27 protein-coding genes and 2 tRNA genes are annotated in these 26,769 nt (G+C 71.4%); 18 read left to right on the top strand and 11 right to left on the bottom strand.

The annotated features are described in order from the left end of the window. The first annotated feature begins 67 nt into the window (after positions 1-67). From ISP_RS33850 to ISP_RS33840, 3 genes are read left to right on the top strand one after another with little or no spacing between them, the layout of a single operon-like run. Positions 68-1,162: a serpin family protein gene (locus tag ISP_RS33850; protein ID WP_013228372.1), complete on the top strand. Its 1,095-nt coding sequence runs from the start codon at positions 68-70 to the stop codon at positions 1,160-1,162. A 2-nt stretch (positions 1,163-1,164) separates the two neighbouring features. Continuing rightward, on the top strand, positions 1,165-2,970 hold the full coding sequence (locus ISP_RS33845; protein ID WP_051699122.1) for a hypothetical protein: 1,806 nt from the start codon (positions 1,165-1,167) through the stop codon (positions 2,968-2,970). A 15-nt stretch (positions 2,971-2,985) separates the two neighbouring features. Continuing rightward, positions 2,986-3,522 (top strand): DinB family protein, encoded by a 537-nt coding sequence (locus ISP_RS33840; protein WP_013228370.1) that lies wholly within the window; start codon positions 2,986-2,988, stop codon positions 3,520-3,522. A 7-nt stretch (positions 3,523-3,529) separates the two neighbouring features. On the opposite strand, the gene ISP_RS33835 is transcribed toward ISP_RS33840, so the two are convergent. Beyond that, positions 3,530-4,129, bottom strand: coding sequence for a TetR/AcrR family transcriptional regulator (locus ISP_RS33835; protein ID WP_014467496.1), 600 nt, complete (start codon positions 4,127-4,129; stop codon positions 3,530-3,532). A gap of 101 nt (positions 4,130-4,230) precedes the next feature. Between ISP_RS33835 and ISP_RS33830 the strand changes: the two genes are divergently transcribed. Then, positions 4,231-4,941, top strand: a complete 711-nt coding sequence (locus ISP_RS33830; protein ID WP_013228368.1) for a carboxymuconolactone decarboxylase family protein — start codon at positions 4,231-4,233, stop codon at positions 4,939-4,941. On the opposite strand, the gene ISP_RS33825 is transcribed toward ISP_RS33830, so the two are convergent. Beyond that, a complete protein-coding gene (locus tag ISP_RS33825; protein WP_013228367.1) occupies positions 4,938-5,387 on the bottom strand; it encodes a MarR family winged helix-turn-helix transcriptional regulator in 450 nt (149 codons plus the stop codon). The genes ISP_RS33830 and ISP_RS33825 overlap by 4 nt on opposite strands. 24 nt (positions 5,388-5,411) lie before the next feature. On the opposite strand from ISP_RS33825, the gene ISP_RS33820 reads away from it, so the two are divergent. The 3 genes from ISP_RS33820 to ISP_RS33810 all read left to right on the top strand — a co-directional run bounded on the left by ISP_RS33820 (position 5,412) and on the right by ISP_RS33810 (position 8,193). Beyond that, positions 5,412-6,770: an MFS transporter gene (locus tag ISP_RS33820; RefSeq protein WP_013228366.1), complete on the top strand. Its 1,359-nt coding sequence runs from the start codon at positions 5,412-5,414 to the stop codon at positions 6,768-6,770. Between the two features lie 22 nt (positions 6,771-6,792). Further along, a complete protein-coding gene (locus tag ISP_RS33815) occupies positions 6,793-7,359 on the top strand; it encodes a carboxymuconolactone decarboxylase family protein (RefSeq protein WP_013228365.1) in 567 nt (188 codons plus the stop codon). A gap of 63 nt (positions 7,360-7,422) precedes the next feature. Then, positions 7,423-8,193, top strand: a complete 771-nt coding sequence (locus tag ISP_RS33810) for an ABC transporter permease (protein WP_013228364.1) — start codon at positions 7,423-7,425, stop codon at positions 8,191-8,193. Here ISP_RS33810 and ISP_RS33805 read toward each other — a convergent pair. Next, positions 8,165-9,118, bottom strand: coding sequence for a sigma-70 family RNA polymerase sigma factor (locus tag ISP_RS33805; protein WP_013228363.1), 954 nt, complete (start codon positions 9,116-9,118; stop codon positions 8,165-8,167). The genes ISP_RS33810 and ISP_RS33805 overlap by 29 nt on opposite strands. Before the next feature lie 50 nt (positions 9,119-9,168). Here ISP_RS33805 and dnaG point away from each other — a divergent pair, with 50 nt between their 5' ends. From dnaG to ISP_RS33790, 3 genes are read left to right on the top strand one after another with little or no spacing between them, the layout of a single operon-like run. Then, a complete protein-coding gene (gene dnaG, locus ISP_RS33800) occupies positions 9,169-11,082 on the top strand; it encodes a DNA primase (protein WP_013228362.1) in 1,914 nt (637 codons plus the stop codon). A 1-nt stretch (position 11,083) separates the two neighbouring features. Beyond that, a complete protein-coding gene (locus ISP_RS33795) occupies positions 11,084-11,605 on the top strand; it encodes a hypothetical protein (RefSeq protein ID WP_014467493.1) in 522 nt (173 codons plus the stop codon). A gap of 48 nt (positions 11,606-11,653) precedes the next feature. Then, on the top strand, positions 11,654-12,421 hold the full coding sequence (locus ISP_RS33790) for a trans-aconitate 2-methyltransferase (protein WP_013228360.1): 768 nt from the start codon (positions 11,654-11,656) through the stop codon (positions 12,419-12,421). Here the strand turns inward: ISP_RS33790 and ISP_RS33785 are convergent. After that, positions 12,411-12,581 carry a hypothetical protein gene (locus ISP_RS33785; RefSeq protein WP_003097798.1) on the bottom strand — a complete coding sequence of 57 codons (171 nt, stop codon included), beginning with the start codon at positions 12,579-12,581 and terminating at the stop codon, positions 12,411-12,413. The two genes, ISP_RS33790 and ISP_RS33785, sit on opposite strands and share 11 nt — an antisense overlap. Before the next feature lie 166 nt (positions 12,582-12,747). Between ISP_RS33785 and ISP_RS33780 the strand changes: the two genes are divergently transcribed. Continuing rightward, positions 12,748-12,820 (top strand) — tRNA-Asn (locus ISP_RS33780). 748 nt (positions 12,821-13,568) lie between these two features. On the opposite strand, the gene ISP_RS33775 is transcribed toward ISP_RS33780, so the two are convergent. From ISP_RS33775 to ISP_RS33760, 4 genes are all read right to left on the bottom strand, one after another. Beyond that, positions 13,569-14,348: an ABC transporter permease gene (locus ISP_RS33775; RefSeq protein WP_013228359.1), complete on the bottom strand. Its 780-nt coding sequence runs from the start codon at positions 14,346-14,348 to the stop codon at positions 13,569-13,571. After that, positions 14,345-15,250 (bottom strand): ABC transporter ATP-binding protein, encoded by a 906-nt coding sequence (locus ISP_RS33770; protein WP_013228358.1) that lies wholly within the window; start codon positions 15,248-15,250, stop codon positions 14,345-14,347. The genes ISP_RS33775 and ISP_RS33770 overlap by 4 nt, the downstream gene beginning before the upstream one ends. Before the next feature lie 124 nt (positions 15,251-15,374). Then, on the bottom strand, positions 15,375-16,667 hold the full coding sequence (locus ISP_RS33765) for an ArsB/NhaD family transporter (protein ID WP_013228357.1): 1,293 nt from the start codon (positions 16,665-16,667) through the stop codon (positions 15,375-15,377). Between the two features lie 22 nt (positions 16,668-16,689). Next, on the bottom strand, positions 16,690-17,136 hold the full coding sequence (locus ISP_RS33760) for a CBS domain-containing protein (protein ID WP_013228356.1): 447 nt from the start codon (positions 17,134-17,136) through the stop codon (positions 16,690-16,692). A gap of 64 nt (positions 17,137-17,200) precedes the next feature. Between ISP_RS33760 and ISP_RS33755 the strand changes: the two genes are divergently transcribed. The 4 genes from ISP_RS33755 (at position 17,201) to ISP_RS33740 (ending at position 19,564) form a co-directional block, all read left to right on the top strand. Then, positions 17,201-17,422 carry a hypothetical protein gene (locus tag ISP_RS33755; protein ID WP_141748442.1) on the top strand — a complete coding sequence of 74 codons (222 nt, stop codon included), beginning with the start codon at positions 17,201-17,203 and terminating at the stop codon, positions 17,420-17,422. A 411-nt stretch (positions 17,423-17,833) separates the two neighbouring features. Then, complete coding sequence (locus ISP_RS33750; RefSeq protein WP_014467490.1) at positions 17,834-17,974, top strand: hypothetical protein; 141 nt, start codon at positions 17,834-17,836, stop codon at positions 17,972-17,974. A 73-nt stretch (positions 17,975-18,047) separates the two neighbouring features. Next, a tRNA-Tyr gene (locus ISP_RS33745) sits at positions 18,048-18,129 on the top strand. Positions 18,130-18,349: 220 nt separating this feature from the next. After that, the gene (locus ISP_RS33740) at positions 18,350-19,564 is read left to right on the top strand and encodes a zinc-dependent alcohol dehydrogenase (protein ID WP_013228355.1); all 1,215 of its coding nucleotides are present in this window, start codon (positions 18,350-18,352) and stop codon (positions 19,562-19,564) included. A gap of 474 nt (positions 19,565-20,038) precedes the next feature. On the opposite strand, the gene ISP_RS33735 is transcribed toward ISP_RS33740, so the two are convergent. Both ISP_RS33735 and ISP_RS33730 read right to left on the bottom strand, forming a co-directional pair. Continuing rightward, entirely contained in the window at positions 20,039-20,857 is an 819-nt protein-coding gene (locus ISP_RS33735; protein WP_013228354.1) for a family 1 encapsulin nanocompartment shell protein, read from the bottom strand. 1 nt (position 20,858) lies between these two features. Further along, on the bottom strand, positions 20,859-21,410 hold the full coding sequence (locus tag ISP_RS33730) for a hemerythrin domain-containing protein (RefSeq protein WP_013228353.1): 552 nt from the start codon (positions 21,408-21,410) through the stop codon (positions 20,859-20,861). A gap of 103 nt (positions 21,411-21,513) precedes the next feature. Here ISP_RS33730 and ISP_RS33725 point away from each other — a divergent pair, with 103 nt between their 5' ends. Continuing rightward, complete coding sequence (locus ISP_RS33725; RefSeq protein ID WP_013228352.1) at positions 21,514-23,808, top strand: phosphoketolase family protein; 2,295 nt, start codon at positions 21,514-21,516, stop codon at positions 23,806-23,808. Further along, positions 23,796-24,881 carry an acetate/propionate family kinase gene (locus ISP_RS33720; RefSeq protein ID WP_013228351.1) on the top strand — a complete coding sequence of 362 codons (1,086 nt, stop codon included), beginning with the start codon at positions 23,796-23,798 and terminating at the stop codon, positions 24,879-24,881. The genes ISP_RS33725 and ISP_RS33720 overlap by 13 nt, the downstream gene beginning before the upstream one ends. Before the next feature lie 344 nt (positions 24,882-25,225). On the opposite strand, the gene ISP_RS33715 is transcribed toward ISP_RS33720, so the two are convergent. Continuing rightward, positions 25,226-26,236: an NAD(P)-dependent oxidoreductase gene (locus ISP_RS33715; RefSeq protein WP_378249892.1), complete on the bottom strand. Its 1,011-nt coding sequence runs from the start codon at positions 26,234-26,236 to the stop codon at positions 25,226-25,228. Here ISP_RS33715 and ISP_RS33710 point away from each other — a divergent pair. After that, positions 26,200-26,430 carry a hypothetical protein gene (locus ISP_RS33710; RefSeq protein WP_378249894.1) on the top strand — a complete coding sequence of 77 codons (231 nt, stop codon included), beginning with the start codon at positions 26,200-26,202 and terminating at the stop codon, positions 26,428-26,430. The two genes, ISP_RS33715 and ISP_RS33710, sit on opposite strands and share 37 nt — an antisense overlap. Positions 26,431-26,769 lie beyond the last annotated feature (339 nt).

Raw genomic sequence — 26,769 nt, 5'->3', positions numbered from 1 at the left:
TGTCATGGATGACCGGAGTTGCGCGCGGCCGCTCAGCGGGGTGTCCTGTTCCGGTAGTCTCGCCCGCATGGCCACGGACAGCCACCTCCGGTTCGCCCTCGCCGTCCACTCGGCCCTCGGTGCCGGGGGCGGGAACACCTGCTTTTCGCCGTATTCGGTGGCCAGCGCGCTGACCCTCGCCGCGCGCGCCGCCCGGGGGCAGACCCGGGACGAGCTGGTCGCGCTGCTCGGCGACCCCGGTGAGCAGACCGTCCTGCTGCGGGAGGCCGCCCGGCTCGTCGAAGAGGCGCACAGCAAGGACCAGCCCGAGCTGGCCGTCGCGAACACGCTGTGGGCGGACGACCGCCTCCCGCTCGAGGACTCCTTCAAGGCCGAACTGGCCGAGTGGCCAGGAGCCGCCGTCGCGAGCGCGCCCTTCGAGAAAGAGCCCGAGGCCGCTCGCGCGCTGATCAACGAGGACATCGGGCGCACCACCCGCGGGCTGATCCCGCAGCTGCTTCCGCTCGGCTCGATCGACTCCCAGGTCGCGGCCGTGCTGGTCAACGCGCTTTACCTGAAAGCCGCGTGGAAACTGCCCTTCCGCGAGGCGAACACCAGCGACGCGCCGTTCCACGCACCCTCCGGCACCCGGGACGTGCCGACCATGTGGCTCAGCGAAAGCGTCGGCTACGCGCACACCGGCGGCTGGCAGGCGGTGCGGCTCGTCGCGGCCGGCGGCCTGCAGGCCGTGGTGCTGCTGCCCGACGACGACCTCGCCGAGGCGGAGACCCGGCTCGACCACGCCGCCCTGACGAGCCTGCTCGGCAAGATCCGCGCCAAGAAGGTCGAACTCTCGCTCCCCAAGGTCTCGCTCGACGTGTCCAGCAAGCTCGCCGGCGTGCTGCGCGGCCTCGGCGTGCGGACGATGTTCACCGACGAGGCCGACCTGAGCGGGCTCACGCCGGATCCGCGGCTGACCGTGTCCGAGGTGCTGCACCAGGCCGTGCTCCGCGTCGACGAACAGGGCTTCGAAGGGGCCGCGGCCACCGCGCTGATCATGCGCCTCACCTCGATGATGATCGACGACCCGGTCGCCGTGACGGTGGATCGGCCGTTCCTGCTGCTGGTCCGGCACGCCGGGACCGGGGCGCTCTACTTCATCGCCAGGGTGGTCGAACCGTGAGCCTGAAGTCCGAGGCCGTCCCCGAGCTGGTGCCACCTGCTCCCGAACCCCGCGAAGGCCCGAAGCGCTGGGCGTGGCAAGACTCCGCCATCACCGGCGGGTTCCTGCTGTTCACGATCCTGCTCTACAACGGGCTGTGGTTCGACCTCAAACGGGGCTACCTCTGGAACGGCGGAGCCGACCAGAGCCAGTGGGAGTGGTACTCGACGGTCGTCGCGAAGGCCGTCCTCCACTTCCAGAACCCGTTCACCACGGACCTGCAGAACTACCCCCGCGGCGTCAACATGGCGGCGAACGCGGCGATGTTCGGCCTGAACATCCCGCTGGCGCCCCTCACACTCACCTTCGGCGCGACGCTGACCTGGGCGATCGTGCTCACCGCCGGCCTCGCCGGCACCGCGACCGGCTGGTACTGGGTGTTCTCCCGGCACCTGGTGCCGAACCGGACGGCGGCCGCGATCGGCGGCGCGTTCTGCGGCTTCGCGCCGCCGATGATCTCGCACGGCAACGCGCACCCGAACTTCGTCGTGCTGTTCGTGCTGCCGTTCATCGCGCTCAAGACGATCCAGATCGCGCACAACGAGCGCCCGGTGCGCAACGGCATCGTGCTCGGGCTGCTCGTCGCGTGGCAGATCCTGCTGGGTGAAGAGCCCCTGGCGATCTTCGCGCTCACGTTCCTCGTCTTCGCGGTCGCGTACCTGATCCCGCACCGCGCGGAGGTCCGCGGCATGCTGGCGCCGCTGGCCAAGGGCATTCCGATCGGCGCGGTCGTCACCCTGCTGATCGCCGGATTCCCGCTGTACTGGCAGTTCTTCGGCCCGCAGAGCTTCCACTCGCTGCTGCACGGTGCGGCGGGCAACGACACCGCGGCGTTCACCCGCTTCGCGACGCAGTCGGTCGCGGGCGCGCCCGAGGCGGCCGCGGACGTCTCGATGAACCGCACCGAGGAGAACGCCTTCTTCGGCTGGCCGCTGATCGTGCTCATGGTGATGCTGACGATCTGGCTGTGGCGCGATGTCGTTTCGCGGGCGCTCGCGATCACGATGTACGTGATGGCCTTCCTGTCGCTGGGCGTCGAGATCACGGTGGCGCACGACGACACCGGTGTCGCCGGCCCGTGGAAGTGGCTGGGCCGGCTGCCGCTGCTCGACTCGGTGCTCGAGTCCCGGCTCGCGATGGGCTGCATCCCGGTGGTGGGCGCGCTCCTGGCGATCGCGACGCACCGCGTCTGGACGGCGGCGGCGCAGCAGCCGGCGCCGGTCGACGGCCAACCCGCGTTCCCGCTGCGGATGATCTGGGTCGGCGCGGTGGTGGCGGTGCTGCTGCCGATCGCGCCGACGGAGCTGGTGACGCACCAGCGGCCCCTCTCGCCGCCGTTCTTCGCCGACGGGATCTGGCGCCAGTACGTCGCCCCGGGCGGTTCGCTGGTGCCGGTGCCGCTGCCCAGCACCGGGGAGGCCGAGCCGCTGCACTGGCAGGTCGACGCGGGCCTCGGCTACCCGATGCCGGAGGGCTACTTCGTCGGTCCGACGTCCCCGGACGACCGCCGCGGCCGCTACGGCGCCGTCCCGTTGCCGACGTCGGACCTGTTCGCGCAGGTCGAGCGCACCGGCCAGGCGGCCGAGGTCACCGAAGCCGACCGCACGCAGGCGCTCGCGGACTTGCGCGCCTGGAACGCGGACGTGCTCGTGGTCGGGCCGCGGCAGAACCAGGAAGCGCTGAAGTCCACTGTGGAGCTGTTGCTGCGGAAGCCGGCGGAGTTCGTCGGCGGGGTGTGGATCTGGGACGTCCGCCCGCTGACGGCGTGAGTAGAGTCGGCGCTCGTGACCACTGTGGACGAACAGGGCCGGCCTGAGCCGCCCGTTGACGGCGACGAAGCCGCCACCCTGCTGGGTTTCCTCGACTACCACCGGGCGACCTTGACCTGGAAGTGCGCCGGCCTGGACGCGGCCGGTCTGCGCGTGACCGTCGCGTCGTCCAAGATGACGCTCGGCGGGCTCCTCAAGCACCTGGCCTACGTCGAGGACCACTGGTTCTCGCGCGTGCTGTTCGACCGCGAGCGCACGGCGCCGTTCGACGCGGTCGACTGGACGGCCACGCCCGACTGGGACTGGGACTCCGCCGCGGACGACACCCCGGAGCAGCTCTTCGGCCTGTGGGAAGACGCGGTCGCCCGCTCGCGGGAGTCGGTGGCGAAGGTGCTGGAGAACGGCCTTTCCCAGCCGGCCCGGCGTCCGTGGCCGGACGGCCTCACGCCGAGCCTGCGCTGGATCCTGGTCCACATGATCGAGGAGTACAGCCGCCACAACGGCCACGCCGACCTCATCCGCGAGTCGATCGACGGCAGCGCGGGGGAGTAGCCGGGCCCTATCGCCGCAGGCCCACCAGCTTGGCGAGGAACCGGTCCAGCTGCTCGACCGCGGGCGGCCACGGCAGGTCGGGCTCGTTGATCCGCTGCGCCAGCATGCCGTTGACGGCGGTCCGCAGGTCGATGGCGACGGTCGCGGCGTCGTCGGCCGGTGCCAGGCCCGCGTCCATGCACCGCTGGACCGCTTCGGTCGTGCGGGCGACCATGACTTCCTTGAACGGCATTCCGTGCCGCCGGTGGACCTTGCTCTCGTGCAGCACCTTGTACAGCCCGGAATGCTGCTGCGCCCACGCCGCCTGCGCCAGGATCCGGGCGCGCAGCGCGGCCGCCGGGTCCGGGGCGGCCTCGGCCGCTTCGTCGCCGGTGCGGACGAGCTCCTCGTGGCAGCGCTGCATGGCCGCCAGCACGAGGGCGTCGCGGTCCGGGAAGTGCAGGTAGACCGACGTCGCCGCGATCGACACGGCGCGCGCGACGGCCCGCAGGGACAGCGCCTCGTCGTCGGCGAGCTCGTCGAGCATCCGGACGGCGGCCGTGACGATCTCTTCCCGCAGCAGCTCGCCCTGGCCGCGGGCGTTCGGGCGGCGTCTGGTTTCTTCCATCGCCACCCAGTGTAGCTGGACACCCTTTGCGCTACAGGTGTAGCGTAACTCGCACTACAGCTGTAGCGCTACGAATGTCCACGAACTTGAAGGAGCCGAGCTTGACCACCACCGAAACCCCCACGAGCCTCGAACGGCTCGACGCGCTCGACCCCGTGTTCGCCCAGATGGCCGGGGCCACCGCGAAGTACGTCCGGTCGATCCCCGAGCTCACCGACCGCGAGAAGACCTTCCTGTGCGTGACGGCCGGCGTCTGCGAGGGGAGCCTGGGCCTGGCGTTCACCGCGCACGTGCGGGCCGGCCTGGCCGCCGGGGTGTCCACTTCGGACATCCGCGAGCTGCTGCGGTTCGTCTCCTACGACTGCGGCTACCACGCGGCGGCTGCGGGCATCGAGCGGATCGCCGAGCTCGAGGCCGAACTCGGCCTGCCGCGCCCGGACGTCGAACCGCTGGCACCGGAACTGGTGACGGCCGGACCGGACGCGGCGCCCAGCCCGCTGCCGGAAGCGGTGCGGGCCCGGGTGGCCGAGCTGGACCCGCACTTCGCCGGTTACTTCGACCTGCAGTCACGGATGCGCACCGGACACGGGCCGGGCACGCTCAGCGAACGCGAGCGCGGCCTGGTCAGCCTCAGTGTCGACGTCCACTACCAGACCCTGGCCGACACGTTCCGCACGCACGTCGGGCGCGCGCTGCGGGGTGGCGCGTCGCCGGAGGACGTCCGGGCGGCACTGCGGTTCACCGCCCAGTTCGGCGTCACCCGGGCCTGGCACGCCTGGGAAGCGCTGAACCCGATCCTTGCGGAAAGCTAGCCGAGCACCTCGTCCGCGAGCCGGCGGAGGTAGCCGGCGAAGCGTTCACGGTCCTCCTCCGGCCAGTGGCCCACCAGTGCTTCGAACGCCTGACGCTGGTGGGCCTGCGAGGCATCGAGGAACTCCTTCGCCGCGTCGGTGAGGGTCAGGACCGCGCGGCGTGCGTCACGCGTCGACGTCGAGCGCACGACGAAGCCCTCTCGCGCCGCTTCGGCCACCATGCGGCTGGCCACCGAGCGGTCGATGCCCAGCTGGTGGGCCACGTCCGCGACGGTCACTTCCTCGCCGGCCGCCCCGTCGATCGCCTGGATGACGAACAGGTTCGGCACCGTCCACGACGCCGGCGCGCCGGCGGCGAAGCGCTCGACGACGTCCGGGGCCCACTGGCGGGCCCAGTGCCGGACCAGGCGGAACAGTGCCGGGCCGCCCTCGCTTGATGCGTGCATAAGACACGTTATAACGTGTGCTTTATGCACGCATCTCGGAACCTCGCCTACGCCGGACTTCTGCTCGGCATGGCCATGGCCCAGCTGGACGGCCTGGTCCTCACCGCGGCGCTGCCCTCGATCGGCGCCGACCTGCACGCCCGGACCGGGCTCGTCGCGGTCACCGCCGCCGGCCTGCTCACCCTGACCGTCGCGACGCCGCTGCACGGCAGGCTCGGCGACCTGTACGGCCGCCGGGTCGCCTTCACCGGGTCGGTCCTCGTGTTCGCCGCCGCTTCCGCGTGGTGCGCCGCCGCGCCCGATCTCGGCTCGCTGATCGCCGCCCGCGCGCTGCAGGGCCTGGGCGGCAGCGGCCTGATCGTCACGGCGATGAGCGCGCTCGGCGAGCTGTTCGACCGCGGCGAACTGCTGCGCCGCCAGGGCCGGCAGACGGCCGTCTTCGCGGCCGCCACCCTGGGTGGGCCGCCGCTGGGCGGACTGCTCGCGGCCGGACCCGGCTGGCGGTGGGTCTTCCTGGTCAACCTGCCGCTGAGCGTGGCCGCCCTGGTTCTCGGGTGGCACGGGCTGCCCGCGAAACCGCGTCAGGGTAAAGAACAGTTCGACGTCCTGGGCGGCGTGCTGCTGACCGTCGCGGGCGCCGCCGTCGGTGCACTCGGCACCTTCGACGCCCTCGCCACGAGTCCACTGTGGACTCCGGTACTGCTCGGAACGACCGTGGTGGCGGGCTTTCTGTTCGTCCGGCGGCAGCGCCGCACGCCGAGCCCGCTGATCTCGCCGAAGGTGTTCGCCGACCCGGTCCTCAAGCGCGCGGTGGTGGTCAACGGCCTGGCGGGCGCCGCGCTCTACGGCACCTTCACCTACGTCGCCCTGGTCGCCGCTTCGGGGGCGGGCGCGGCGGGCACCGGGCTGCTGCTCGTCGCCATGACCGCGGGACAGCTCGTCCTGTCGGCGTCCTTCGCCGCACTGGCCCGGCGGCACCCGGAGATGACGGCGTGGGGCCGGTCCGGCTGCCTGCTCGGCACGGCCGGGCTCGCCGCGATCGCCGTGGCGGCCGCCTCCGACGGCGCACCCTGGCTCCTCGCCCCTGGCTTGTTCGCGATCGGCGCGGCCTTCGCCGTCTGCACCTCCGCCTACACCGTCCTGGGCCAGACGCGGGCCGATCGGGCGCTGCTGGGCGTCACGCTGGGGTCGCTGACCTTCGCCCGGCAGGCCGGTGGCCTGGCCGGGGCCGCAGTGTTCGGCTGGCTCGCGCTGGTCACGACCGGCGGGCTGGCCGCCCCGGGCCTTGCGGTCGTGTTCTCGGCGGCGGCCGTGACGATGCTGGTGGCGTGGCTCACGTCGCCGGTCGTCACATCCGCGGACGCCGTCTCGTCCAGCTCGTAGACGCCGGACGAAGGAGACCGAAATGCCACGCATCCCCGCCAAGAAGACGTCCGAGGCCGGGCTCTTCCTCAAGCTCGTCTACCGGATCGCGGGCCGCCGCTTCGGCGCGGTGCCCGAGCCGATGGCCGTCGTCGCGCACCACCCCGCGCTGCTGCGGACGTCCGTGGTGCACGAGCTGCTGGCCGAGCGGGCGTCGAAGAAGATCCCGGCGAACGTGCGCGAGCTCGCCGTCTACCGGGTCGCGACGCGGATCGGCTGCTCGTGGTGCGTCGACTTCGGCACCATGCTGCAGAAGCACGACGGCCTCGACATCGAGCGGCTGAAGCAGATCGACGCCTACGCGACCTCGCCCGCCTTCAGCCACCAGGAGCGGCTGGCGCTCGCCTACGCCGACGCGATGTCCTCGGACCGGGTGACGGTGACCGACGAGCAGGTCGCCGAGCTCGAGCGCGAGTTCGGCCGCGACGGCGTCCTCGAGCTGACCTACCAGATCGCACTGGAGAACTCCCGGGCCCGGATGAACAGCGCGCTCGGCATCGCCGACCAGGGCTTCACCTCCGGCGACGCCTGCCGGGTCCCGCTCCCGTAGGAGGCGCCGAACCCGACCCCGGTGGGACGCGCCACCGGGGTCCGCCGCGGGACCGTTCTGCGCATGCACCTCGTCGCCAGTGAACGGATCAAGCTCTTCAGCATCGCCACGCCCTGGGTGTGCGGCATCTTCGCCCTGGTCGCGATGGCCTTTCCGGCCGCGATCGCCGCGCTCAGCGCCGGGGAGGCCCACTTGCCGCCCACGGTCGCGAGCACCCAGTTCGGCTACCAGCTCGCCATGGTCGCCGTGCTGGTGCTGGCCGCGCTCGCGGTGACGAGCGAGTACCACTCCGGCACGATCCACGGCACCTTCCAGGCCGTGCCGAGCCGGACGCCGGTGCTGCTGGCCAAGGCCGCGCTCGTCGCCGGGTACGCCTTTGTGCTCGGCGAAGCCGCCGCGTTCACGGCCTGGCTGGTGGCCCGGATCCTCGCCCCGGAGGCCGACCTCGCCCTCGACAGCGCCGCGGACTGGCGGATCGTCGCCGGGACCGGCCCGGTGTTCGCGCCGGCTGCCGTCTGCGGGGTCGGTGTCGGCCTGCTCGTGCGGTACACGGCCGGCGCCGTGGCCGTGCTCGTCGCCTACCCGCTGATGGCGGAGAACGTCGTCCAGCTGATCCCGCGGGCCGGCCAGGCCATCCACCGGTGGCTGCCGTTGAACGCCGTCACGAAGTTCCTCAGCGGGAGCGGGGAGGCCAACGCGGGCCGGGACGGCGGCAATGCCGCGGTCCTGTCCGACTCGCCGCTGAGCCCGGGCTGGGCGCTGGCCTACTTCGGCGTCTTCGCCGCTGTCCTCCTCGCGGCCGGGATCACGAAGGCGAAGCGCCGGGACGCGTGATCCCGGCCAGCTTTTCCGGGTTGACGACGTCGTAGATCGCCACGATCTTCCCGTCGCGGACGGTCATCGCCTGCACGTGCTCGTCGAGCGCGAAGAAGCCGTCTTGGCCCGGCTGCGGAGCGAGGTACACCCCCAGATCGCCGTTGACGAGCACCGGCGTGCCGCCGGTGAGCACGCCGGGCGGGTACTTGCCCGCGAGGCCCACGAAGAACCGGGCGATCTTGTCCGCGCCGACGATGAGCTGGCGCGTGGTGCGGCCCTTGCCGTTCGAGTCGCCGATGAGCACGACGTCGGGGGCCAGCAGCTCGGTGATCGCCCGGATGTCGCCTGCCTGCAGGGCGATGACGAACTTCTCGAGGATCTTCGCCTGGTCCTCCAGCGGGACGCGCGGTGCCGGGTCGGCGTCGGCGAGGGCCTTGCGGCCGCGGGAGGCGTACTGGCGCGCGGCGTCGACCGAGACGCCGAGGGCGTCCGCGATCTCCGCGAACGGCACCGAGAAGGCGTCGTGCAGGACGAACGCGACGCGCTGCTCCGGCGTCAGCTTGTCGAGGACGACGAGCGCGGCCATCCGCAGCCCGTCGTCACGGACCGCGATGTCCAGGGGGTCCTCGCTCACCGGGCGCCCGAACGGCGTGACGACCGGCTCCGGCAGCCAGTTGCCGACGTAGCGCTCCCGCTGCGCGGCGGCCGACTTGAGCCGGTCGAGGCAGATCCGGCCGACGACCGTGGTCAGCCAGCCCCGCAGGTCGCGGATCGCCGCGCGGCCGGCGTCGTCCAGGCCGGCCAGCCGCAGCCAGGACTCCTGGACCGCGTCCTCGGCGTCGGCGCGCGTGCCGGTCAGCCGGTAGGCCACCCCGATCAGGTGACTGCGGTGCGCGGCGAACTCCGCGGCGAGCGTGTCCTGGGCGGTGGGCGTGGCGGCCATGCCCCGAGTCTGCCGCACACGGGAGGAGCCGGGAAACGGGGAAGACTAGAGTGGGTGGCGTGGCAGGACGGATTCGGGAGAGCGACATCGCGGAGGTCCGCGAGCGGAACCGGATCGACGAGGTCGTCGGGGAGTACGTGGCCCTGCGCCGCGCCGGTGGGGGCAGCCTGAAGGGGCTCTGCCCGTTCCACAACGAGAAGACCCCGTCGTTCAACGTCCGCCCGACGCACGGCACCTTCCACTGCTTCGGCTGTGGCGAGGGCGGCGACGTGATCAAGTTCGTCCAGAAGATCGACCTGATCACGTTCGTCGAGGCCGTCGAGCGGCTGGCCGACCGGGTCGGCATCCGGCTCACCTACGAGGGCGGCGGCGCGACGATCCAGCGCGACCGCGGCAGCCGCACCCGGCTGGTCGAAGCCCACCGCCTGGCCCAGGAGTTCTACGCCGAGCAACTGGTCACCGACGAGGCGCGCCCGGCGCGGGACTTCCTGTCCGAGCGCGGGTTCGACGCCGCCATGGCGAAGACGTTCGGCTGCGGGTACGCACCCGGCGGCTGGGACAAGCTGACGAAGTTCCTGCTCAACCGCGGCTTCGAAGTCAAGGAACTGCTCACGGCCGGGCTGTCCAAGGAGGGCCAGCGCGGCCCGATGGACCGCTTCCACCGGCGGCTGGTCTGGCCGATCCGCGACGTCGGCAACGACGTCGTCGGCTTCGGCGCGCGGCGGCTGTTCGACGACGACCGGATCTCGGCGAAGTACCTCAACACGGCCGAGTCGCCGATCTACAAGAAGTCCCAGGTCATGTTCGGCCTCGACCTGGCCAAGCGCGAGATCGCGAAGCGGCACCAGGTGGTCGTGGTCGAGGGCTACACCGACGTCATGGCGATGCACGCGTCGGGCGTGCCGACCGCGGTGGCCTCGTCGGGCACGGCGTTCGGCGAAGACCACATGAAGGTGCTGCGCCGGCTGATGATGGACGACGACGCCTTCCGCGGCGAAGTCATCTTCACCTTCGACGGCGACGAAGCGGGTCAGAAGGCCGCCTTGAAGGCCTTCGAGGGCGACCAGACGTTCGCCGGTCAGACGTACATCGCGGTGGCGCCGGACGGCATGGACCCCTGCGAACTGCGCCTGGCCAAGGGCGACAGCGCGGTGAAGGACCTGGTCGCGCGGCGGACGCCGCTGTTCGAGTTCGTCATCCGCAGCACGCTCAAGAACTACGACCTCGACTCGGTCGACGGGCAGGTCGCGGCGCTGCAGAAGACCGTGCCGATGGTGGCGTCGATCAAGGACCGCGCGGCCCGCGACGGGTACGCGTCGAAGCTCGCCTGGTGGGTGGGCTGGCAGGACGTGGCGCAGGTGGTCAACCGCGTCCGCGGCAGCGCGGGCGCGACGGACAAGCGGGGCGGGGCGCCCCTGCGTCAGCCCGCGCGCGTCGGCGCTCCCGAGGCGCCGGCGGCCCAGGACGTCGCGCGTCCGGCCCCGAAGGACCCGCGGTTCGCCGTGCAGCGCGAGGCGCTGAAGGCCGCGCTGCAGCAGCCCGCGATCGCCGGGCCGGAGTACGACGCCTTGCCGCTGGAGGCGTTCACGCACCCGGTGTACGTCGCGGTGCACGAGGCTGTCTTGAAGGCGGGCGGTGCCGGTTCGGGCCTGACCGGCCCGGCCCTGCTGGACGCGGCCGCCCCGCACTGTCCGGAAGGGACGGTCCGGCGGGTGCTCTCGGAGCTGGCCGTGGAACCGTTGCAGGCCAAGGACGAAGTCGACTCCCGGTACATCTCGTCGATCCTCGCGCGGCTGCAGGAGGGCCTCGTCGGGCGGCAGATCGCGGAGATCAAGGGCAAGCTGCAGCGGCTGTCGCCGGTCGAAGCGCCGGACGACTACCGCGCGCTGTTCGGCGACCTCGTCGCGCTGGAGCAGTACAAGAAGTCGCTGGGCGAGCAGGCGGCCGCCGGCGCGTGGGGCTGAGATGAATCTGTTGCGCCGGTTGCTGGGCGATCGCACGCCCGCCGGGTTCGCCGGGGTCTTGGAGCCGGGCGAAGACGTCGTGGACAGCGCCCCGGTCGAAGGCGGCGGCCACCTGGTCGTGACGGCCCTGGGCCTGTGGATCCCTGCTGAGGACGGCGCTCGCCGGGTCGGCTGGCACCTCGTCGGCAAGGCGACCTGGGCGGACGGCGTCTTCACGCTGACGGAGTCGTCCGAGGTGGGCACGGCCGGGGCGGCGGTCGTGCTGGCCGACCTCCCGCCGGTGCGCTTCCGCCTGCCGGCGCCGGGCAAGGTCCCGCGCGAGGCTTACCAGCGCGTCGAGGGCTCGATCCGCTCGCGGCACCGACAGCAGATCGGCGCCGGGGGAGCGTGGTTCGTGCAGCGCAAGGTGCCGGGCCGCGACGGCACCGTGCTGCAGGTCCGGCCGGACCCCGGCACCGACGTCGCCCTGGTCGAGGCCATCGCCGCGCAGGCGGCCGCGAAGCTGGTCAACCCGGCCGAGTAGCAGTACGCTCGTACTCAGTACAAGCGTACTGTTATGCGGGAGGCTCTCGTGTGGGACCCGGGCAAGTACCTCGACTACGCCGACCTGCGGGCCCGGCCGTTCCACGACTTGATCTCGCGCATCGGGGCTTCGGCACCGCGGCGCGTCGTCGACCTGGGCTGCGGCCCGGGCAACTTGACGGTGTCGCTGCGGGACCGCTGGCCCACGGCCATCTTGGAATGCAGCGACAGTTCACCCGAAATGGTGACGGCGGCCCGCGCCCGCGGCCTCGACGCGGAGTTGCTCGACATCCGTGACTGGACGCCGGCGCCGGACACCGACGTCGTGGTGTCGAACGCTGTCCTGCAGTGGGTGCCGGACCACTTCTCGCTCCTCCGCCGATGGGCGGCCTCGCTGCCCTCGGGTGCCTACCTGGCAGTGCAGGTGCCGGGCAACTTCGACGCGCCGTCCCACGTGCTGACGCGCGAACTGGCGGCGGACCCGGCCTGGGCGTCGCGCCTGGCCGAGGTGGTCCTGCGCGAGGACGACGCGGTGTCGACCCCGCTGGAGTACGCGAACCTCCTGGCCGACGCGGGCTGTGACGTCGACGCCTGGGAGACGACGTACGTCCAGCCGTTGCACGGCCCCTCGCCGGTGCTGGAGTGGATCACGGGCACAGCGCTGCGCCCGATCCGCGCAGCGCTGAACGACGCGGCGTGGGCGCAGTTCCGCGCGGCACTGGCCCCGCGCTTGGACGCGGCCTACCCGGCCCGCGCCGACGGAACGACGTGGTTCGAGTTCCGCCGGGTGTTCTTCGTGGCCCGGATCAGCGCTTGAGCTTCTCTCCGATCTTGGCCCGCGCGACCCCCGCGGCGCCTTGGACCATCGGGTGGTCGACGACCCGGCGGTAGGTGCGCACGAGCTGCTCGTACCGCCCCCGACCTGCCTTGGCGCCCAGTACGTACCCCAGGCCTGCCCCCAGCAGGAACTTCTTCATCCGCGTCCACGCCTTCCGTCGTTAGGTCGTCCGACTGTCCATTGTCCAGGAAACCGGCCTCGCGGGGGTGGTTGCGCCAAGTGGGGGGTGGTGTCGGAGGCGGTACGGGCATGGGCTAAAGTTCCTCTTGTCGGTCGGAGAGACCGGCACCCGAAGTGAGCCACATTCCCCTGTAGCTCAACTGGCAGAGCATTCGGCTGTTAACCGGAGGGTTCTTGGTTCGAGTCCAAGCGGGGGAGCAAAGCCCAGGTCTGTGACCTGGGCTTTTTTGCTATCCCTGAGTAGGGGCGATTTAGTGTCTATTTTGACGATCGTCCAAACGGCGGCCTGTCCGGCTGCCGGTGCCGGTCCGGTGACGGCTGGCTGCCCGCTCTGGTGGTCGTCGGCAGGGCTGCACGGACGCGGCTTCGCGGTGCAGTAGTACCTCCGGTGCGCACTGTGTCGACCCCGCGTCGGTCGCCGGCTCGTGATCGGGCACGCCTGACGGCGGGTCTGCCGTGTTCCCTATCGCCGGTGGAGGTGGCTTCCGTGTGGGTTACCGGCGTCGGCGAGTGCCATCGATGACTTCGGAAGGTCCTGTGTCGCCCAGCCGATGTCGGTGGATGCTTCTTGCTGTGCTGCTCGAGGTGGGACACCGTGCCACAAAGTATGTCGCTCGGACCTGCCGATGATCGCTGACGAGCTCGTGTCAGCCGGCTTGACGGCTGGGGCAGTCTGGGGCAGTTGAGTGCACTTCGGCGCGGCTGAGCGCGGTTCCAGGAGGGGGTTTGCCCCCGCTGCGCCCCAGTGAAATTGGTGAGAGACCGTGGACCCAGCTGTGACGTTCCGGTTCTGCTGCTTCTCAACTACGTCACCCACAGGTGGTATCTGAATGGTCAGGGCGATGCCGGCTACCGTGCCTTCGGTGTCCCCGAACGCATCGCCCAGCGCGACGGTGTCTGGCAGGACACCGTCTTTTCTCGAACGCTGCCCCGCGAACCAGCGGGTTCAGTGGTCTTGGTCGGCGTGTTTCCACCACGAGACTGTGCCGAGCACGCCGGCGGCGCCGCCGACGGCCACGAGGGTGTAGCCGAGCAGGCCGGGCGGGTCGCGGTCCGGGCCGGCGATGCCGGTGAAGAGGGCGGGTACGGACCAGGGGAAGTAGGAGCCGTAGCCGAGCAGGGCGATGACCTGGGCGAGGAAGACAGCGAGGAACATGGCGCCGACTCCGGCCAGGTAGCCGCGGCCGACGCTGGCAGCCAGCGCGAACGGGGTCACGACAGCGATCGTCATGACCGCGGTGAGCAGCAAGTTCGTCAGGCCGCTGGCGGCGACGGCAGCCGACCAGCCGGAGAGGCCGATCGAGTTGCCGATGACGAGGCCGAGCAGGTATGTCTGGAGCGTGAGCAGCAGGCACCAGACCGCGGTGACCGCGAACTTGGCGGCGACGATCGTCGTGCGTGGGGTGGGCAGGGCCAGGAGGTCCTTGACGGTGCCCTGGCTGAATTCCCGGCCGAACGTCCAGACGACGATGACGCCGAACAGGACGGAGCCGCCGACGGCGATGGTCTGGGTGAGCAGCACGAAGTAGGCGGGCCAGTCGGCGGTGCCGCCGGTGAGGGCGGCCTTGGTGCCGAGCAGTCCGAGGGCGCGAGCACGGCTGAGGTCCTGCAGGATGAACATGACCAGGCCGCCGAACCCGGCCGCGATGGTGAACGCGAGTGCGGTCACCCACGGCAGGCGGGATCGGCGTGCTTTGAGCAGTTCCGCCCAGGCGGCGGCGCTCATCGCGGATCGACCAGGCGGAGGAAGCAGGTTTCCAGGTCGTCCTGTTCCACGGCGAGGTGGGTGGGCGGGCATCCCGCGGTGACGAGCCGGGTGGCGATCTCGTCGGGGTGCCGGATCGCGTGGTCGCCGGTGAGGATGAGCCCGCCGTCTCCGTCGTCCTCGGCGGGATGGCCGGCCGCGCGCAACGTGGCCGCAGCACGACCGCGGTCTCGTACCGCGATGCGCAGCTGTGGACGGGCCTGCGCGGTCAGGTCGGCGGTGCTGCCTTCCCAGGCCAGCCGTCCGTGGTCGAGGACGCCGATGCGGTCGGCCAGGCGGGCGACTTCGGTGAGGATGTGGCTGGAGAGCAGGATCGTCACGCCGTCGTGGTGGGCGAGGTCGTGGAGCAGGGTGCGGATCTCGGCGACGCCGGCGGGGTCGAGGCCGTTGGCGGGTTCGTCGAGGATCAGCAGCTCGGGCTGGTGCAGCAGTGCTTTGGCCAGGCCGAGCCGTTGCTTGTTGCCCAGGGAAAGCGTTTGCGCGCGGTGGTGGGCGTGGGGTTGCAGGCCGAGCCGGGCGATGGCGTCGGTCACGGTTTTCTCGTTGCGTAGGCCGCGCAGCCGGGCGATCACCTGGAGGTTTTCGGTGACGGTGAGTTCCGGGTAGGCGGAGGGTGTTTCGACGAGGTAGCCGACCTGGGCCCAGACGGCGTTGCGGCCGGGTTCGACCTGTTCGCCGAACAGCCGTACTTGGCCGTGGGTGGGGCGCAGCAGGCCGAGCAGCATCCGGATCGTGGTCGTCTTGCCGGCACCGTTGAGGCCGAGCAGGGCGTAGATCTCGCCGGGTGCGACGCGCAGCGTCACGTCGTCCACCGCGAGAACGTCGCGGTATTGCTTGGTCAGGTCGATGGCGTCGATCGTCATGGGAAGCCTCGTTTCGCGCGCGTAAGTATGGCGCCGACCAGGCTTCCCGGCACACCGGGTGTCATCCTACGCCGACGGCGGCCACGATTGTCCTTATTGGACGCCCGTACCGCCTGGCGGCCGTTCAGCCGAAGACGAAGTAGCGCAGCCACAGGTACGGCGCGGCGATCAGGACGGTGAGCAGCGTGACCTGCGCGCCCTTGCGGGTGAACTCCCAGAACGAGATCGGGCTGCCGGAGCGGGCCGCGGTACCGAGCATCACGACGTTCGCGCTCGCGCCGATGGCCGTCATGTTGCCGCCGAAGTCGGCTCCCAGCGCCAGCGACCACCACAGCGCCTCGGAATGCGCGGGATCCGGGATGTCCTGGGTGAGCGCGAGCACCAGCGGGCTCATCTTCGCCCACGTAGGGATGCTGTCGATCACGCCGGACAGCAGCGTGGACACGACGAGGATGAGCATGACCGCGACGAGCGCGTTGCCGCCGGTCGCTTTCGCGGCGAGTTCGGCCAGGTTGCCGATGACACCGGTTTTGACCAGCGCGCCGATCATCACAAACAGCCCGGCGAAGAACAGCAGGGTTTCCCACTCGACGCCGGCGAGGTAGTCCCGCGGCTCCACCCGCGAGAGCAGGACCAGGATCCCGGCGCCGGGCAGCGCGACGATCGACGGCTCGATGGGGACCAGCGAGTGGCCGACGAACGCGGCGAACACCGCGAGCAGGACCGCGCCGCACTTGACCAGCAGCCGCGGGTCGCGGATCGCCTCACGCTCGTTGAGCCGCATGACCTCCGCGGCACGGGCGGGGTCGACGGCGAACGAGCCGCGGAACACCCAGCGCAGCGCGAGCGTGAACGCGACCAGCTCGATCGCGACGATCGGGGTCATGTTGACCAGGAAGTCGTTGAAGGACAGGCCGGCGCGGCTGCCGATGATGATGTTCGGCGGGTCGCCGATCAGGGTCGCGGCGCCCCCGATGTTGGACGCGAGGACTTCGGCGATGAGGAACGGTGTCGGCCTGATGTCGAGCCGGTCGCACACCAGCAGCGTGACCGGCGCGATCAGCAGCACCGTGGTGACGTTGTCCAGGAACGCCGACGCGATCGCGGTGATCAGCACCAGCAGGATCATCCCCCGCAGTGGCGAGCCCTTGGCGCGCTTGGCCGCCCAGATCGCGATGTACTCGAACACGCCGGTGCGGCGCAGCACGCCGACGATGATCATCATCCCGAGCAGCAGGAAGATGACGTCCCAGTCGATGCCGGTGTCGTCGGAGTAAAACGCGTCCGCCGAATCGGTCACGCCGAACGCCAGCACGACGCCGGCACCGGCCAGCGCGACCGCCGTCTTGGGCAGTTTCTCGGTGGCGATGAAGACGTAGGCGACGACGAACACCGCGATGGCGAGGACGGTGCTCATCGCGCCGCCCCCGCCCGGGGGGTCAGTGCGGGGAGAGGGCCAGCTCCAGCAGGCGAGACGCGGAGATCACGCCGAGCAGCCGCTTGTCCTCCATCACCGCGACCAGCGGGCAGCGGAGGCGGGCCATGATCGCCGCGACCTCCACGATCGTGTCGTCGGCCTGCACCCGCGGCAGCTCCGAGGGCTTCTCCGGCAGCAGCGTGCGCACGGTTTTGCCGCCCAGTTTGTCCGCGACCCGGTCGGCCATCGATTCGTCGAGCACCCCGGCCGGCGACGGGTCGTCGCGCACGTAGCTCGGCACCAGGAGCCGCACCACGTGGGACGCGGGCAGGATCGACTGCGGGCAGCCGGCGCGGTCGGTCACCACGATGCCCGGCAGCCGGCGCGCGGCCAGCATCCGCACGGCGTCCAGTGCATTGGAGTCCAGCTCGACGACCGGGCATTCCTCGGCCATCTCCACGGCGTGCATCTGCCCAGAAGTACGGCGCTGCGGCCGGGTTCGCGGCGCACTGTCCGGTCCTCCTGCCGGTTTCTTGACGCCCGGCGGGCGGTCCGGGCCGGCGGAGGCGTCTTCCGCCGGGCCTGCCGACGACGAAGCCCGCCGCCGAGCGGAGGATTGGCTGCGGGCCCGGGACGAGGTGCTGACTGATCCGGTGCTGCACGCCTGGCCGGTGTACGAGGCCGTAGGAGTCGGCGTGGAGCAGGAGTTGCCGCTGCAGTTCCACATCGGCTCGGCGACTCGGACCTGCAGCTGAGCCGGGTGGATCCGTGCTGCCGACCGGATTCCTGCGGACCACCCAGGGGTCCGGCGCCCGGATCGACTGGTGCACTCCTGGCGTTCCACCGTCACGGCGCCTACCTCGCGCCCGCCTACGACAACGTGTACGTCGACAAAGGCCTGGGGCTGCCGTTCGTCGGCGCCCGCGGGTGACATCCTCGGCGGGACGCTGGAGGTGGCCCGCTCGAGTCGGTGCTCCATTCGTCGGACGGCAACGTCCCTGCCGGAACTGCACCACCTCGCGGCGGTGCTGTGGCGCCACCACCTCGGCCGGCAACGCGCTCCGGCTGCATACCGGCTCGCGTCAGAAGCCGGCGCCTGAGGGATGCCGCCGGCTCGAGAACAGCTCCGGACGGTTACGGCTGCGCGAGCCGGGTAACTCCCTGGAATGGACGCCACCGATCCTCGAAGCGGCAGCGAAAAAACGGACGACGAGGCCAAACCCGCCACCGAACAGGACGAAGGGCTCGGCGAGCCCGACCCGACCGCCTCGGACGAGGATGAGCGCCATGCGAGTGAAGGTGGCTGAGGCGCCAACGGACTACAGCGATGGCCGCTTCGAGTGTGGCGGGCCCCCATTCGGGTACCCGATTCCGAGACCGGGCAGGTTACCCAAGTGGCCAAAGGGATCTGACTGTAAATCAGACGGCTCAGCCTACGGGGGTTCGAATCCCTCACCTGCCACCCTTCGCACCAGACGCCCCCGTGGAGCCGCATCGGCGCGCCGGAGGAGCCGGTGGGCCGCAGCTCGTGCCTGGTTGATCGTTTCGCAGTTCGGGTTCGGTGCCCGTTCGACGGCACCGGGACGTGGTCAAGACGAACGCGGCGCGTGGTCGGATGCCCTCGGAAGAGTAGTGGCGACCTGACGGGGTACGCGGATGGTTCCCAACCTCAAGGAGCCGCAGTGAAAGCAGTCGTCTGGCACGGAACCGGGGACATCCGCATCGACGAGGTTCCCGACCCGAAGATCCTCGAACCCAGCGACGCGATCATCCGCGTCACCCGCAGCGCCATCTGCGGCACCGACCTGCACCTCGTCCGCGGCACCATGCCCGGCATGCAGCCAGGGACGATCTTGGGGCACGAAGCCGTCGGGGTGGTCGAGGACGTCGGCCCGGCGGTGCGAGGCTTCTCCCGCGGGGACCGGGTCGTGGTGACCTCCACCATCGGCTGTGGCACGTGCTCGTACTGCCGGGCCGGGTACTTCGCCCAGTGCGACACCGCCAACCCGAACGGGCCTTCGGCCGGGACGTCGTTCTTCGGCGGGCCGGAGACGACCGGGCCGGTGGACGGGCTGCAGGCCGAGTACGCGCGGATCCCGTTCGCGATGACCACGCTGGTCCGGATTCCGGACGCGGTGAGCGACGACCAGGCGATCCTGGTTTCGGACATCTTCCCGACGGCGTGGTTCGGCGCCCGGCTGGCCGAGGTCGGCCAGGGCGACAGCGTGCTGGTGCTGGGTGCGGGGGTGGTCGGGCAGTTCGCCATCGCCTCGGCCAAGCGGCAGGGCGCGGGCCGGGTGTTCGTCGTCGACGGGTTGCCGTCGCGGCTGGACAAGGCCCGTGGGCAGAACGCCGAAACCGTCGACTTCAACCGCGAGGACCCGGTCGCGGTGGTGAAGGAACTGACCGGTGGCATCGGGGTGGACCGGGTGATCGACGCGGTCGGCGTCGACGCGCAACGGCCGTCGAGCGGGCCCGCGGCCGAGCAGCTCGCGCAGCAGGCCGAGCAGTTCGAGCAGGAGCGGGCGCAGGCCGCGCCGGACGCGTCGCCGTCGGGGGAGCAGTGGGTGCCCGGGAACGCGCCGAGCCTGGCCGTGCGGTGGGCGGTCGATGCCGTCGCGAAGGCGGGGACCATCGGGGTGATCGGGGTCTACCCGCCGGGGTTCGACCACTTCCCGCTCGGTGCTGCCATGAACCGCAACCTCACGATCAAGCTGGGCAACTGCAACCACCGCCGCTACGTGCCGCGGCTGCTGAGCATGGTCGCGTCCGGCGCGGTCGATCCGCTGGCCTTCATCACCCAGCATGAGGCACCCGCGAACGCGGTCGAGGCCTACGAGACGTTCGACCGGCGTGAGGAGGGCTGGCTCAAGACCGTGCTTGACGTGTCGGCATGACGTGCGAACCGGCGAAGAGCTGGGCATGGCGCTGCGGATGGTCCGCGGGCATGAGCGGTCACGAGAAGCGAGGTACGACTCTGGCGTCGATCGAGGAAGGCAGCCGGGCGTCGATGGCCGAAGGTGAACTCGGGCTCGCGGGCGGACCGGATCCGCAGCCCGGGCGAGCCGAGGTGTCCGAACGGAGGGAGCCGGCGTCGCCGGCCGGTGCGGTCAGGCCGATCCGCCCGTGACGACGACCCGGCCGGTGTCGGCCGCCGGTGCCGCCGGTCGGATCGCAGACTTCCAGCACGACGCCGAATCCGGTCACGGCTACCCCGCGGGAACGGGGAAAACCCTGTGACGAGACCGTCCGGCGTGGCGTTGACCGGCTCGGCTGCTTCGTCGGTGCCGGCGGGCAAAGCGGCTTCTTCCGGTCGGGACGGCGCCTTCGGCACGCCGCAGCGACCGGTTGCCCGGGGCGCGACCGACCGGTCAGGTGGTCAGGGTGATAGCGGCGTCGGGTTCGACGACCCGGAAGCTGAAGCTCTCCTCCAAGTAGAGCGTCACCGTCTCGGCGTCGTGGTGGCTGTAGCCGACCGCGAGGTCCTGCCCGAGCTCGAGGGAGAAGCCGCCGCCGTCGAGGCTCACGATGAGGGCGCCGTCCAGGCCGGGCGCGCGGACCACCTTGCCGCCGCCCAGGACGCGGCGGAGGTGGTCGAACAGCAGGTGTCCGCCGTGTTCGGTGCTCTCCACGATGCGCGTGTAGCCGTCGGGAGTGATCGCGAGCCCGTACGGGCCCTTGATGCCGGCCTGGCGCAGGGTGTCGACCGCGCGGGCGACTACGCCGGGGTAGGCGTCGGGGTCGTCGCCGAGTGACGGCGTGTCGTACGGGCAGGTCTCGGTGATGCCGGTGATGCCGGCCGCGGCCCAGCCGTGGAAGACGGCGCGGTTCTCGATCATCGCGATCTGCTTCGCCGCGCGGTCGAGGTCGTCGAACTCGAGGTCGTCGGCGCCGCGCTCGGCGTCGTCCAGCTCGGTGCGCGACACCGTGAAGGGCACCCGCACCTCGGTGAGCGGCAGTACCCGCCGTTGCCGGACCACCGCGCCTTCGCCCAGCCCGGCCAGTGTCCCGGGAGCCAGCGTCGCGGTCCGCCCGAGGTCGGTGGCGGAGTGGCGCCACCCGTGCGGTCCGGCGACGTCGACGAGGCGACGGGCCGCGAGGTGGGTCTGCAAGCGCTCCTTGGCCTCGGCGTCGACCTCCTTCCAGCCCGCGTCGGTGATCGGGGCCAGGTCGCGCATGAGGTGGTTCATGTCAGTCCTGTTCCTTGAGGCTGCCGATGCCGAGCGAGGCGTCGGCGGGACGGTCGCCGAGCTCCTGCTCGACGTACTCCTGCGGGTCGAGGTCGCTGACGTCGAGGTCGCGGGCGCCTTCGTGCTGCCGCTTGAACTCCAGGAACCGGCGGCCGAGCTCCTCGCGCAGGCCCGGGTCGGCGTGCCGCCGGAAGTCGGCGAGGCCTTCGTCCTCTTCCTCGGCCATGTGCTCGCTGTTGGCGAACCGGGCCTTGTTCACCGCGGCGTGCCAGGCGGTGCTGCCGACGGGGTGCAGGGCGGCTTCGTGGACGCCGTCGCGGATGTCGTTGTGGTCGCCGATGGCGTCGAGCGTCTCCTCCTCGGCGTCTGCGCCCCGGCGCAGCAGGTGCGGGTAGAAGATCTCCTCCTCGGCGCGGGCGTGCACGTCGAGCAGGTCGGCCAGGGGCTGCCAGACCTCGGCCAGGCCGGCGGGATCGGTGAGGTCGTCGAGCCGGGCGAACTGGCGCCGGAACCAGTCGTGGTCGTCGAGGATGAGGCTGGTGATGTCGGCCATGCCGCATTCGTACCCCGGGCGGGCGGTCCGGGAAACCCGAACACCGGTTGGCCCGGACGCACCCGGGTACCCGAACTCCGAACGCCTGTGAAGGGAGTGACCGTTGCCTGCCCGGGCCGAAACCCTGCGCCGCTACCGGCGCGCGTGCGACTACCTCGCTGCCGCGATGATCCACCTGAAGGACAACGTCCTGCTCACGGAGCCGCTGCGGCCCGAACACCTCAAGCCGCGCCCGCTCGGGCACTGGGGCACCTGCCCCGGGCTGACGCTGGTCTACGCCGGGCTGAACCGGCTGGTCGCGGAGACCGGGCAGCGGACGTTGCTGGTCACCGGACCCGGCCACGGCGCCCCGGCCATCCACGCCAACCTCTGGCTGGAGGGCACCCACGCCGTCCACGACCCCCGGCTGGGCCTGGACGGGCACGGGCTGGCCGAGCTGGTCCGGCGGTTCTCCTGGCCGGGCGGGTTCCCCAGCCACCTCTCGCCGGAGGTGCCCGGTGTCATCCACGAGGGCGGCGAGCTGGGCTACGCCCTGGCCACGGCCTTCGGCGCGGCGCTCGACGACCCCGGGCTGCTCGTGGCGTGCGTCGTCGGCGACGGCGAGGCCGAGACCGGTCCGACGGCGGCCGCGTGGCACAGCCCGAAGTTCACCGGTCCGGGTGACGGGCGGGTGCTGCCGATCCTGCACCTCAACGGCTACAAGATCGCGTCGCCGACGATCTACGAAGCGATGTCCGACGACGAGCTGACCGCCTACTTCACCGGCTGTGGCTGGCACCCGGAAATCGTCGATGTCCGCGGCACCGACGATCCGGACACCCCGCTCGCCGAGGCACTGGCCCGGGCGCACGAGCAGCCGAGCGGACCGCCGCCGATGATCGTCCTGCGCAGCACCAAGGGCCTCGGCCTGCCCGCCACCTCGCCCGACGGGACTCCGCTGGCCGGCACGTTCCACGCCCACCAGGTCCCGCTGCCGTCCGCGGCCGGCGACCCGGACGAGCTCGCCGCGCTCGAGCGCTGGCTGCGCTCCTACCGGCCGGAAGAGCTGTTCGGCGCCGATGGCGTCCCCGCTCCCGACCTGCTCGAGGTGCCTCCCGCGCCCGAGCTGCGGCTGGGGCGGGTCCCGCAGGCGAATGGCGGGCAGTTGCGCCGTGACTTGCCGCTGCCGGACGTCGAAAAGTACGCGGTCGCCGTCGACCGGCCCGGTGGTGTGGACGCGAGCGCGCCCGAAGTCCTCGCCGGCTGGCTGGCCGAGCTCATCGGCCGGGCGCCGGAGACGTTCCGGGTCGTCTGCCCCGACGAACTGGAGTCCAACAAGCTGGGTGGGCTGCTGGAGGCCACGTCGCGCCAGTTCGACGCCGAGGTGCCCGGCTACTCCGAACACCTCGCGACGCGCGGCCGGGTGCAGGAAGTGCTCTCGGAGCACCTGTGCCAGGGGTGGTTGCAGGGCTACCTGCTCACCGGCCGGCACGGCCTGTTCCCGTGCTACGAAGCCTTCGTGTCCATTGTGGACAGCATGGTGAACCAGTACGCCAAGTTCCTCAAGATGTCGGCCGAGGTGTCGTGGCGCGCACCGGTGGCGAGCCTGAACTACCTGCTCAGCAGCGACGGCTGGCGCCAGGAGCACAACGGCTACAGCCACCAGGGCCCCGGGTTCATCAACCAGATGCTGACGAAGAAGGCCACCACCGCGCGCGTCTACCTGCCACCGGACGCGAACACGCTGCTGGAGGTCATGCACCGCTGCCTCGCCTCGACCGACCTGATCAACGTGGTCGTCACCGGCAAGCAGAGCAGTCCTCAGTGGCTCTCGCCCGAAGAAGCCCGCGCCCATTGCCGGGCCGGGGCGTCGGTGTGGGAGTGGGCGAGCACCGCCGACGGCGACGCCGACGTCGTGCTGGCCTGCGCGGGCACCACCCCGACCCTGGAGACCATCGCGGCCGCCGAGCTGCTGCGCGAGCTCGCGCCGGACCTGCGGGTGCGGGTGGTCAACGTCGTGGACCTGCTGTCGCTGTGCCCGCCCGACCGGCACCCGCACGGGCTGGCGGACGAGGCGTTCACCGCCTGCTTCGGCGACGACCTGCCGGTGGTGTTCGCCTTCCACGGTTACCCGTCGGCGGTGCACGAGGTCCTGCACGGCAGGCCGGCCACCGCCCGGTTCCACGTGCACGGCTACCGCGAGGAGGGCACCACGACCACGCCGTTCGACCTGCTGGCGAGCAACCGGATGACCCGCCACGACCTCGCCGCCGATGCCGTCACCCGCGCCCGCGGCTGGGCCTCGGCCGGCGGCGACCTCGCCCGCGAGCTGGTCAAGCGCCGGGACGCGCTGCTCGTACAGTCCTACCGGGACGGTCAGGACCCGGAAGAGATCACCGGCTGGCGGTGGCGCGGATGAGGGTCCTCACCGTCAACCCCGGCTCCGGGAGCCTGCGGCTGCACGTCGTCGAGGACGACGAGGTGGTCGATTCGGCGGAGATCGGCCGCCCGCCCGCCGAGGCCGCCGACGATGTCAAGTCCTTTGTGGATGGTCTGCGGGTGGACGCGGTCGCGCACCGGCTCGTCCACGGCGGCGCCGACCTCACCGCACCGTCGGTGGTCGACGACCGGGTCCGGGCTGCCCTCGCCGCCGCGAAGACCCTTGCGCCCGAACACGTGCCGAACACCCAGGCTTTGCTGGAGCAGCTGGGCGAGCTGCTGCCGGACGTGCCGCACGTCGTGTGCCCGGACACCGCGTTCCACCGTGGCTTGCCCGAGATCGCCCGGACCTACCCGCTGCCCGCACGCTGGCGGGCCCGCTGGGACCTGCGGCGGTTCGGCTTCCACGGGCTGTCGTTCGCCTGGGCCGTGCGCCGCGCCGCCGATCTGCTCGACCGCCCGGCCGGCGAGCTGAACCTGCTGGTGGCGCACCTGTCCGGCGGCTGCTCGGTCGTCGCGGTCGCGGGCGGGCGCAGTGTCGACACCTCCATGGGATTCACGCCGCTGGAGGGCACGATGATGGCGAAGCGCTCCGGCACCGTGGACCCCGGGATGCTGCTGTGGCTGCTGCGCGAAGGCCACCTCGACGTGGAAGAGCTGGAAGACGGGCTGTACCACCACTCCGGGCTGCTGGGTCTGTCCGGGACCTCCGACGACACGCGTGACCTGGTCCGCGACAGCCGCGCCGGCGACGTCAAGGCCCGGTTCGCGATGGCGGTGTTCGAACACCGGACGCGTCGCGAACTCGCCGCTGTCGCGGCGAGCCTCGACCGGATCGACGCGCTGGTGTTCACCGGCGACATCGGCTGGGACCAGCCCGAGGTCGCCGAAGCCGTCGCCGGTGGCCTGGGGGTGCTCGGCCTGCGCGGCGGGCTGAGCCGGAACCGTGAGCGGGACGCGGTGATCAGCCCGGCCGGTGCGCGTGTGCCGGTGCTGGCCGTCCGGTCGCGGGAGGAACTGTCCCTCGCCGCGGCAGCCGGTTCCGTGCTCTGACTGCTTTGTCTTGAGCATCGGCAGGCCGCCGGTGCGGGCGAACCGGACCAGCAGCATCCCGTCGAGAAGCAGGAAGGTGATGTTCAGCCAGGTCGTGTAGTTCCAGGAGATTCCGCGGTCCAGCACGCTGGCGTCCCGCTGGTGCGGGGTCAGGCCCGTGGCGCCGAGTAGTTCGACGGCGTAACCGGCCAGCACCATCGCCGCGTAGAAGGTGCCGAGCAGCACCACGGCCTGCACGACCGCGGACAGCGCGAAACCCAGGATCAGGGCCCACAGGATCTCCCAGAACATCGAGCCCGTCATCGCCGGCGCGTCGCCGATCGCCACCCACATCGCCGGGTCCGTCAGCGGGAACCGGTGACCACGTGGACGACCGCGGCCATGTCCTCGTCGCCGTGGCCGGGTTCGGCGGCGGCGAACTGGTCGTGCATCGCGGCCATCAGCCGGTCGTCCACCCCGGCCTCGCGCATTGCGTCGAGGATGAGCGCACTGTCCTTGACCGCGCCGCCGAGGCCGAACGACGGTTCGAGCTCGTCCTGGATCATGGCCTTGCCCTTGAGCTGGGCGTACGCGCAGTCGAGCGGGCCGCCGGCGATCACGTCGAGGAAACCGCCGGGGTCGATGCCGAGCCGGTCGGCGAGGGCGACGCTCTGTGCGGTGGCGGCGGTGACCGACAGGACCCACGCGTTGGCGGCGAGCTTGAGCCGGTGCCCGTCGCCCGGGCGGTCGCCGACCCACACCGTGCGCGCGCCGATCGCGTCGAAGACCGGGGCCACGGTGTCCTCGAGGGCGGCGGGGCCGCCGGCGAGCACAATGAGCTTGCCCTCCTCGGCCGGTTGCCTGGTGCCCAGCACGGGGGCATCGACGAACGCGGTGCCGTGCTCGCGGGCCAGTTCGGCGAGGCGGGCGGTGCCGGCGAGGCCGACGGTGCCCGACTGCACCCAGACGGCGTCCGGCTTGAAGGCGGGCAGCGCCCGGCCCATGACGTCGGCGACCGCGTCGACGTCGAAGAGCATGGTGAGCACGACGTCGGCGTTCGCGACGGCCTCGGCCGGGTCCTCCGCGACGGTGATGCCCTCGTCGGCCAGCGGGCGCGCCTTCTCGGTCGTCCGGTTCCAGGCGGTGACGTCGATCCCGGCCTTGGCGAGGTTGCGTGCCATCCCGCTGCCCATGAGTCCCGTGCCGAGCACGGCAGCCGTCTTGGTCATGTTCCGGCGGTACCCGCGCAGGCCGAGGAGAAACCCTTTCGAGGTGCGGTCGCGGGTGTAGGGGTGAAGCCGCCGGGTATCCGGCGGGTCTGCCAATGAAGGGAGCGCTCGTGTCGAGTTCGGAGACGGGTCAGGCGACCGGTACACGGGACAAGGACTACAACCTCATCTGGTTCACCGAGGCGTGTTTGAGCAACGCCCTGCGGATGGAGAACTACGCGCAGGACGCGGAGCGGGACGGGGATGCCGAGCTGGCGGACTTCTTCCGCCGTGCTCAGGCGGAGAGCCAGAAGGGTGCCGACCAGGCGAAGCAGCTGCTGAAGCAGCGGCTGGGCAGCTGACCGCGATTCGCCGGGGCCGGGGATCGCCCGGCGTCGGCGGCGCCGAGTCAACCGGCATCCGGCCGGTCGCCGGTCACGGTTCGCCGCGGAAGTTCTCGTTGCCGGACGGGTGTCCTTTCCGGGAACGGGCTTGATCGTCTTCGAGTGGTCCCTGCGGAGCGTCGCGCCGCGGTGGCTCCCGCGGGCCGTCCGGCGAATCGTCCGGGGCACGGTTTTCGTCCGGGTTGTCGTCGCCCGGGTCCGGAAGCTGGTGCGTCACGACCCTCTCGTCTCCGCTCAGGTTGTCGAAGTCTCTTTCGCGTGACCCGCCCTCAGAGGCAGCCGGGGCTCCATCCGCCG

The sequence above is a fragment of the Amycolatopsis mediterranei genome (assembly GCF_026017845.1).
Lineage (GTDB): Bacteria > Actinomycetota > Actinomycetes > Mycobacteriales > Pseudonocardiaceae > Amycolatopsis > Amycolatopsis mediterranei.
This window is presented reverse-complemented; position numbering and strand designations above follow the sequence as displayed.

Excerpts from the sequence above, each read along its gene's own strand:
- ISP_RS33835 (WP_014467496.1), bottom strand. The coding sequence starts at position 4,129 with ATGGAAGAAACCAGACGCCGCCCGAACGCCCGCGGCCAGGGCGAGCTG.
- ISP_RS33815 (WP_013228365.1), top strand. The coding sequence starts at position 6,793 with ATGCCACGCATCCCCGCCAAGAAGACGTCCGAGGCCGGGCTCTTCCTC.
- ISP_RS33760 (WP_013228356.1), bottom strand. The coding sequence starts at position 17,136 with ATGCACGCCGTGGAGATGGCCGAGGAATGCCCGGTCGTCGAGCTGGAC.
- ISP_RS33735 (WP_013228354.1), bottom strand. The coding sequence starts at position 20,857 with ATGAACCACCTCATGCGCGACCTGGCCCCGATCACCGACGCGGGCTGG.
- ISP_RS33795 (WP_014467493.1), top strand. The coding sequence starts at position 11,084 with ATGAATCTGTTGCGCCGGTTGCTGGGCGATCGCACGCCCGCCGGGTTC.
- ISP_RS33770 (WP_013228358.1), bottom strand. The coding sequence starts at position 15,250 with ATGACGATCGACGCCATCGACCTGACCAAGCAATACCGCGACGTTCTC.
- ISP_RS33820 (WP_013228366.1), top strand. The coding sequence starts at position 5,412 with ATGCACGCATCTCGGAACCTCGCCTACGCCGGACTTCTGCTCGGCATG.
- ISP_RS33750 (WP_014467490.1), top strand. The coding sequence starts at position 17,834 with ATGGACGCCACCGATCCTCGAAGCGGCAGCGAAAAAACGGACGACGAG.
- ISP_RS33805 (WP_013228363.1), bottom strand. The coding sequence starts at position 9,118 with ATGGCCGCCACGCCCACCGCCCAGGACACGCTCGCCGCGGAGTTCGCC.
- ISP_RS33825 (WP_013228367.1), bottom strand. The coding sequence starts at position 5,387 with ATGCACGCATCAAGCGAGGGCGGCCCGGCACTGTTCCGCCTGGTCCGG.
- ISP_RS33765 (WP_013228357.1), bottom strand. The coding sequence starts at position 16,667 with ATGAGCACCGTCCTCGCCATCGCGGTGTTCGTCGTCGCCTACGTCTTC.
- ISP_RS33785 (WP_003097798.1), bottom strand. The coding sequence starts at position 12,581 with ATGAAGAAGTTCCTGCTGGGGGCAGGCCTGGGGTACGTACTGGGCGCC.
- ISP_RS33730 (WP_013228353.1), bottom strand. The coding sequence starts at position 21,410 with ATGGCCGACATCACCAGCCTCATCCTCGACGACCACGACTGGTTCCGG.
- ISP_RS33850 (WP_013228372.1), top strand. The coding sequence starts at position 68 with ATGGCCACGGACAGCCACCTCCGGTTCGCCCTCGCCGTCCACTCGGCC.
- ISP_RS33810 (WP_013228364.1), top strand. The coding sequence starts at position 7,423 with ATGCACCTCGTCGCCAGTGAACGGATCAAGCTCTTCAGCATCGCCACG.
- ISP_RS33775 (WP_013228359.1), bottom strand. The coding sequence starts at position 14,348 with ATGAGCGCCGCCGCCTGGGCGGAACTGCTCAAAGCACGCCGATCCCGC.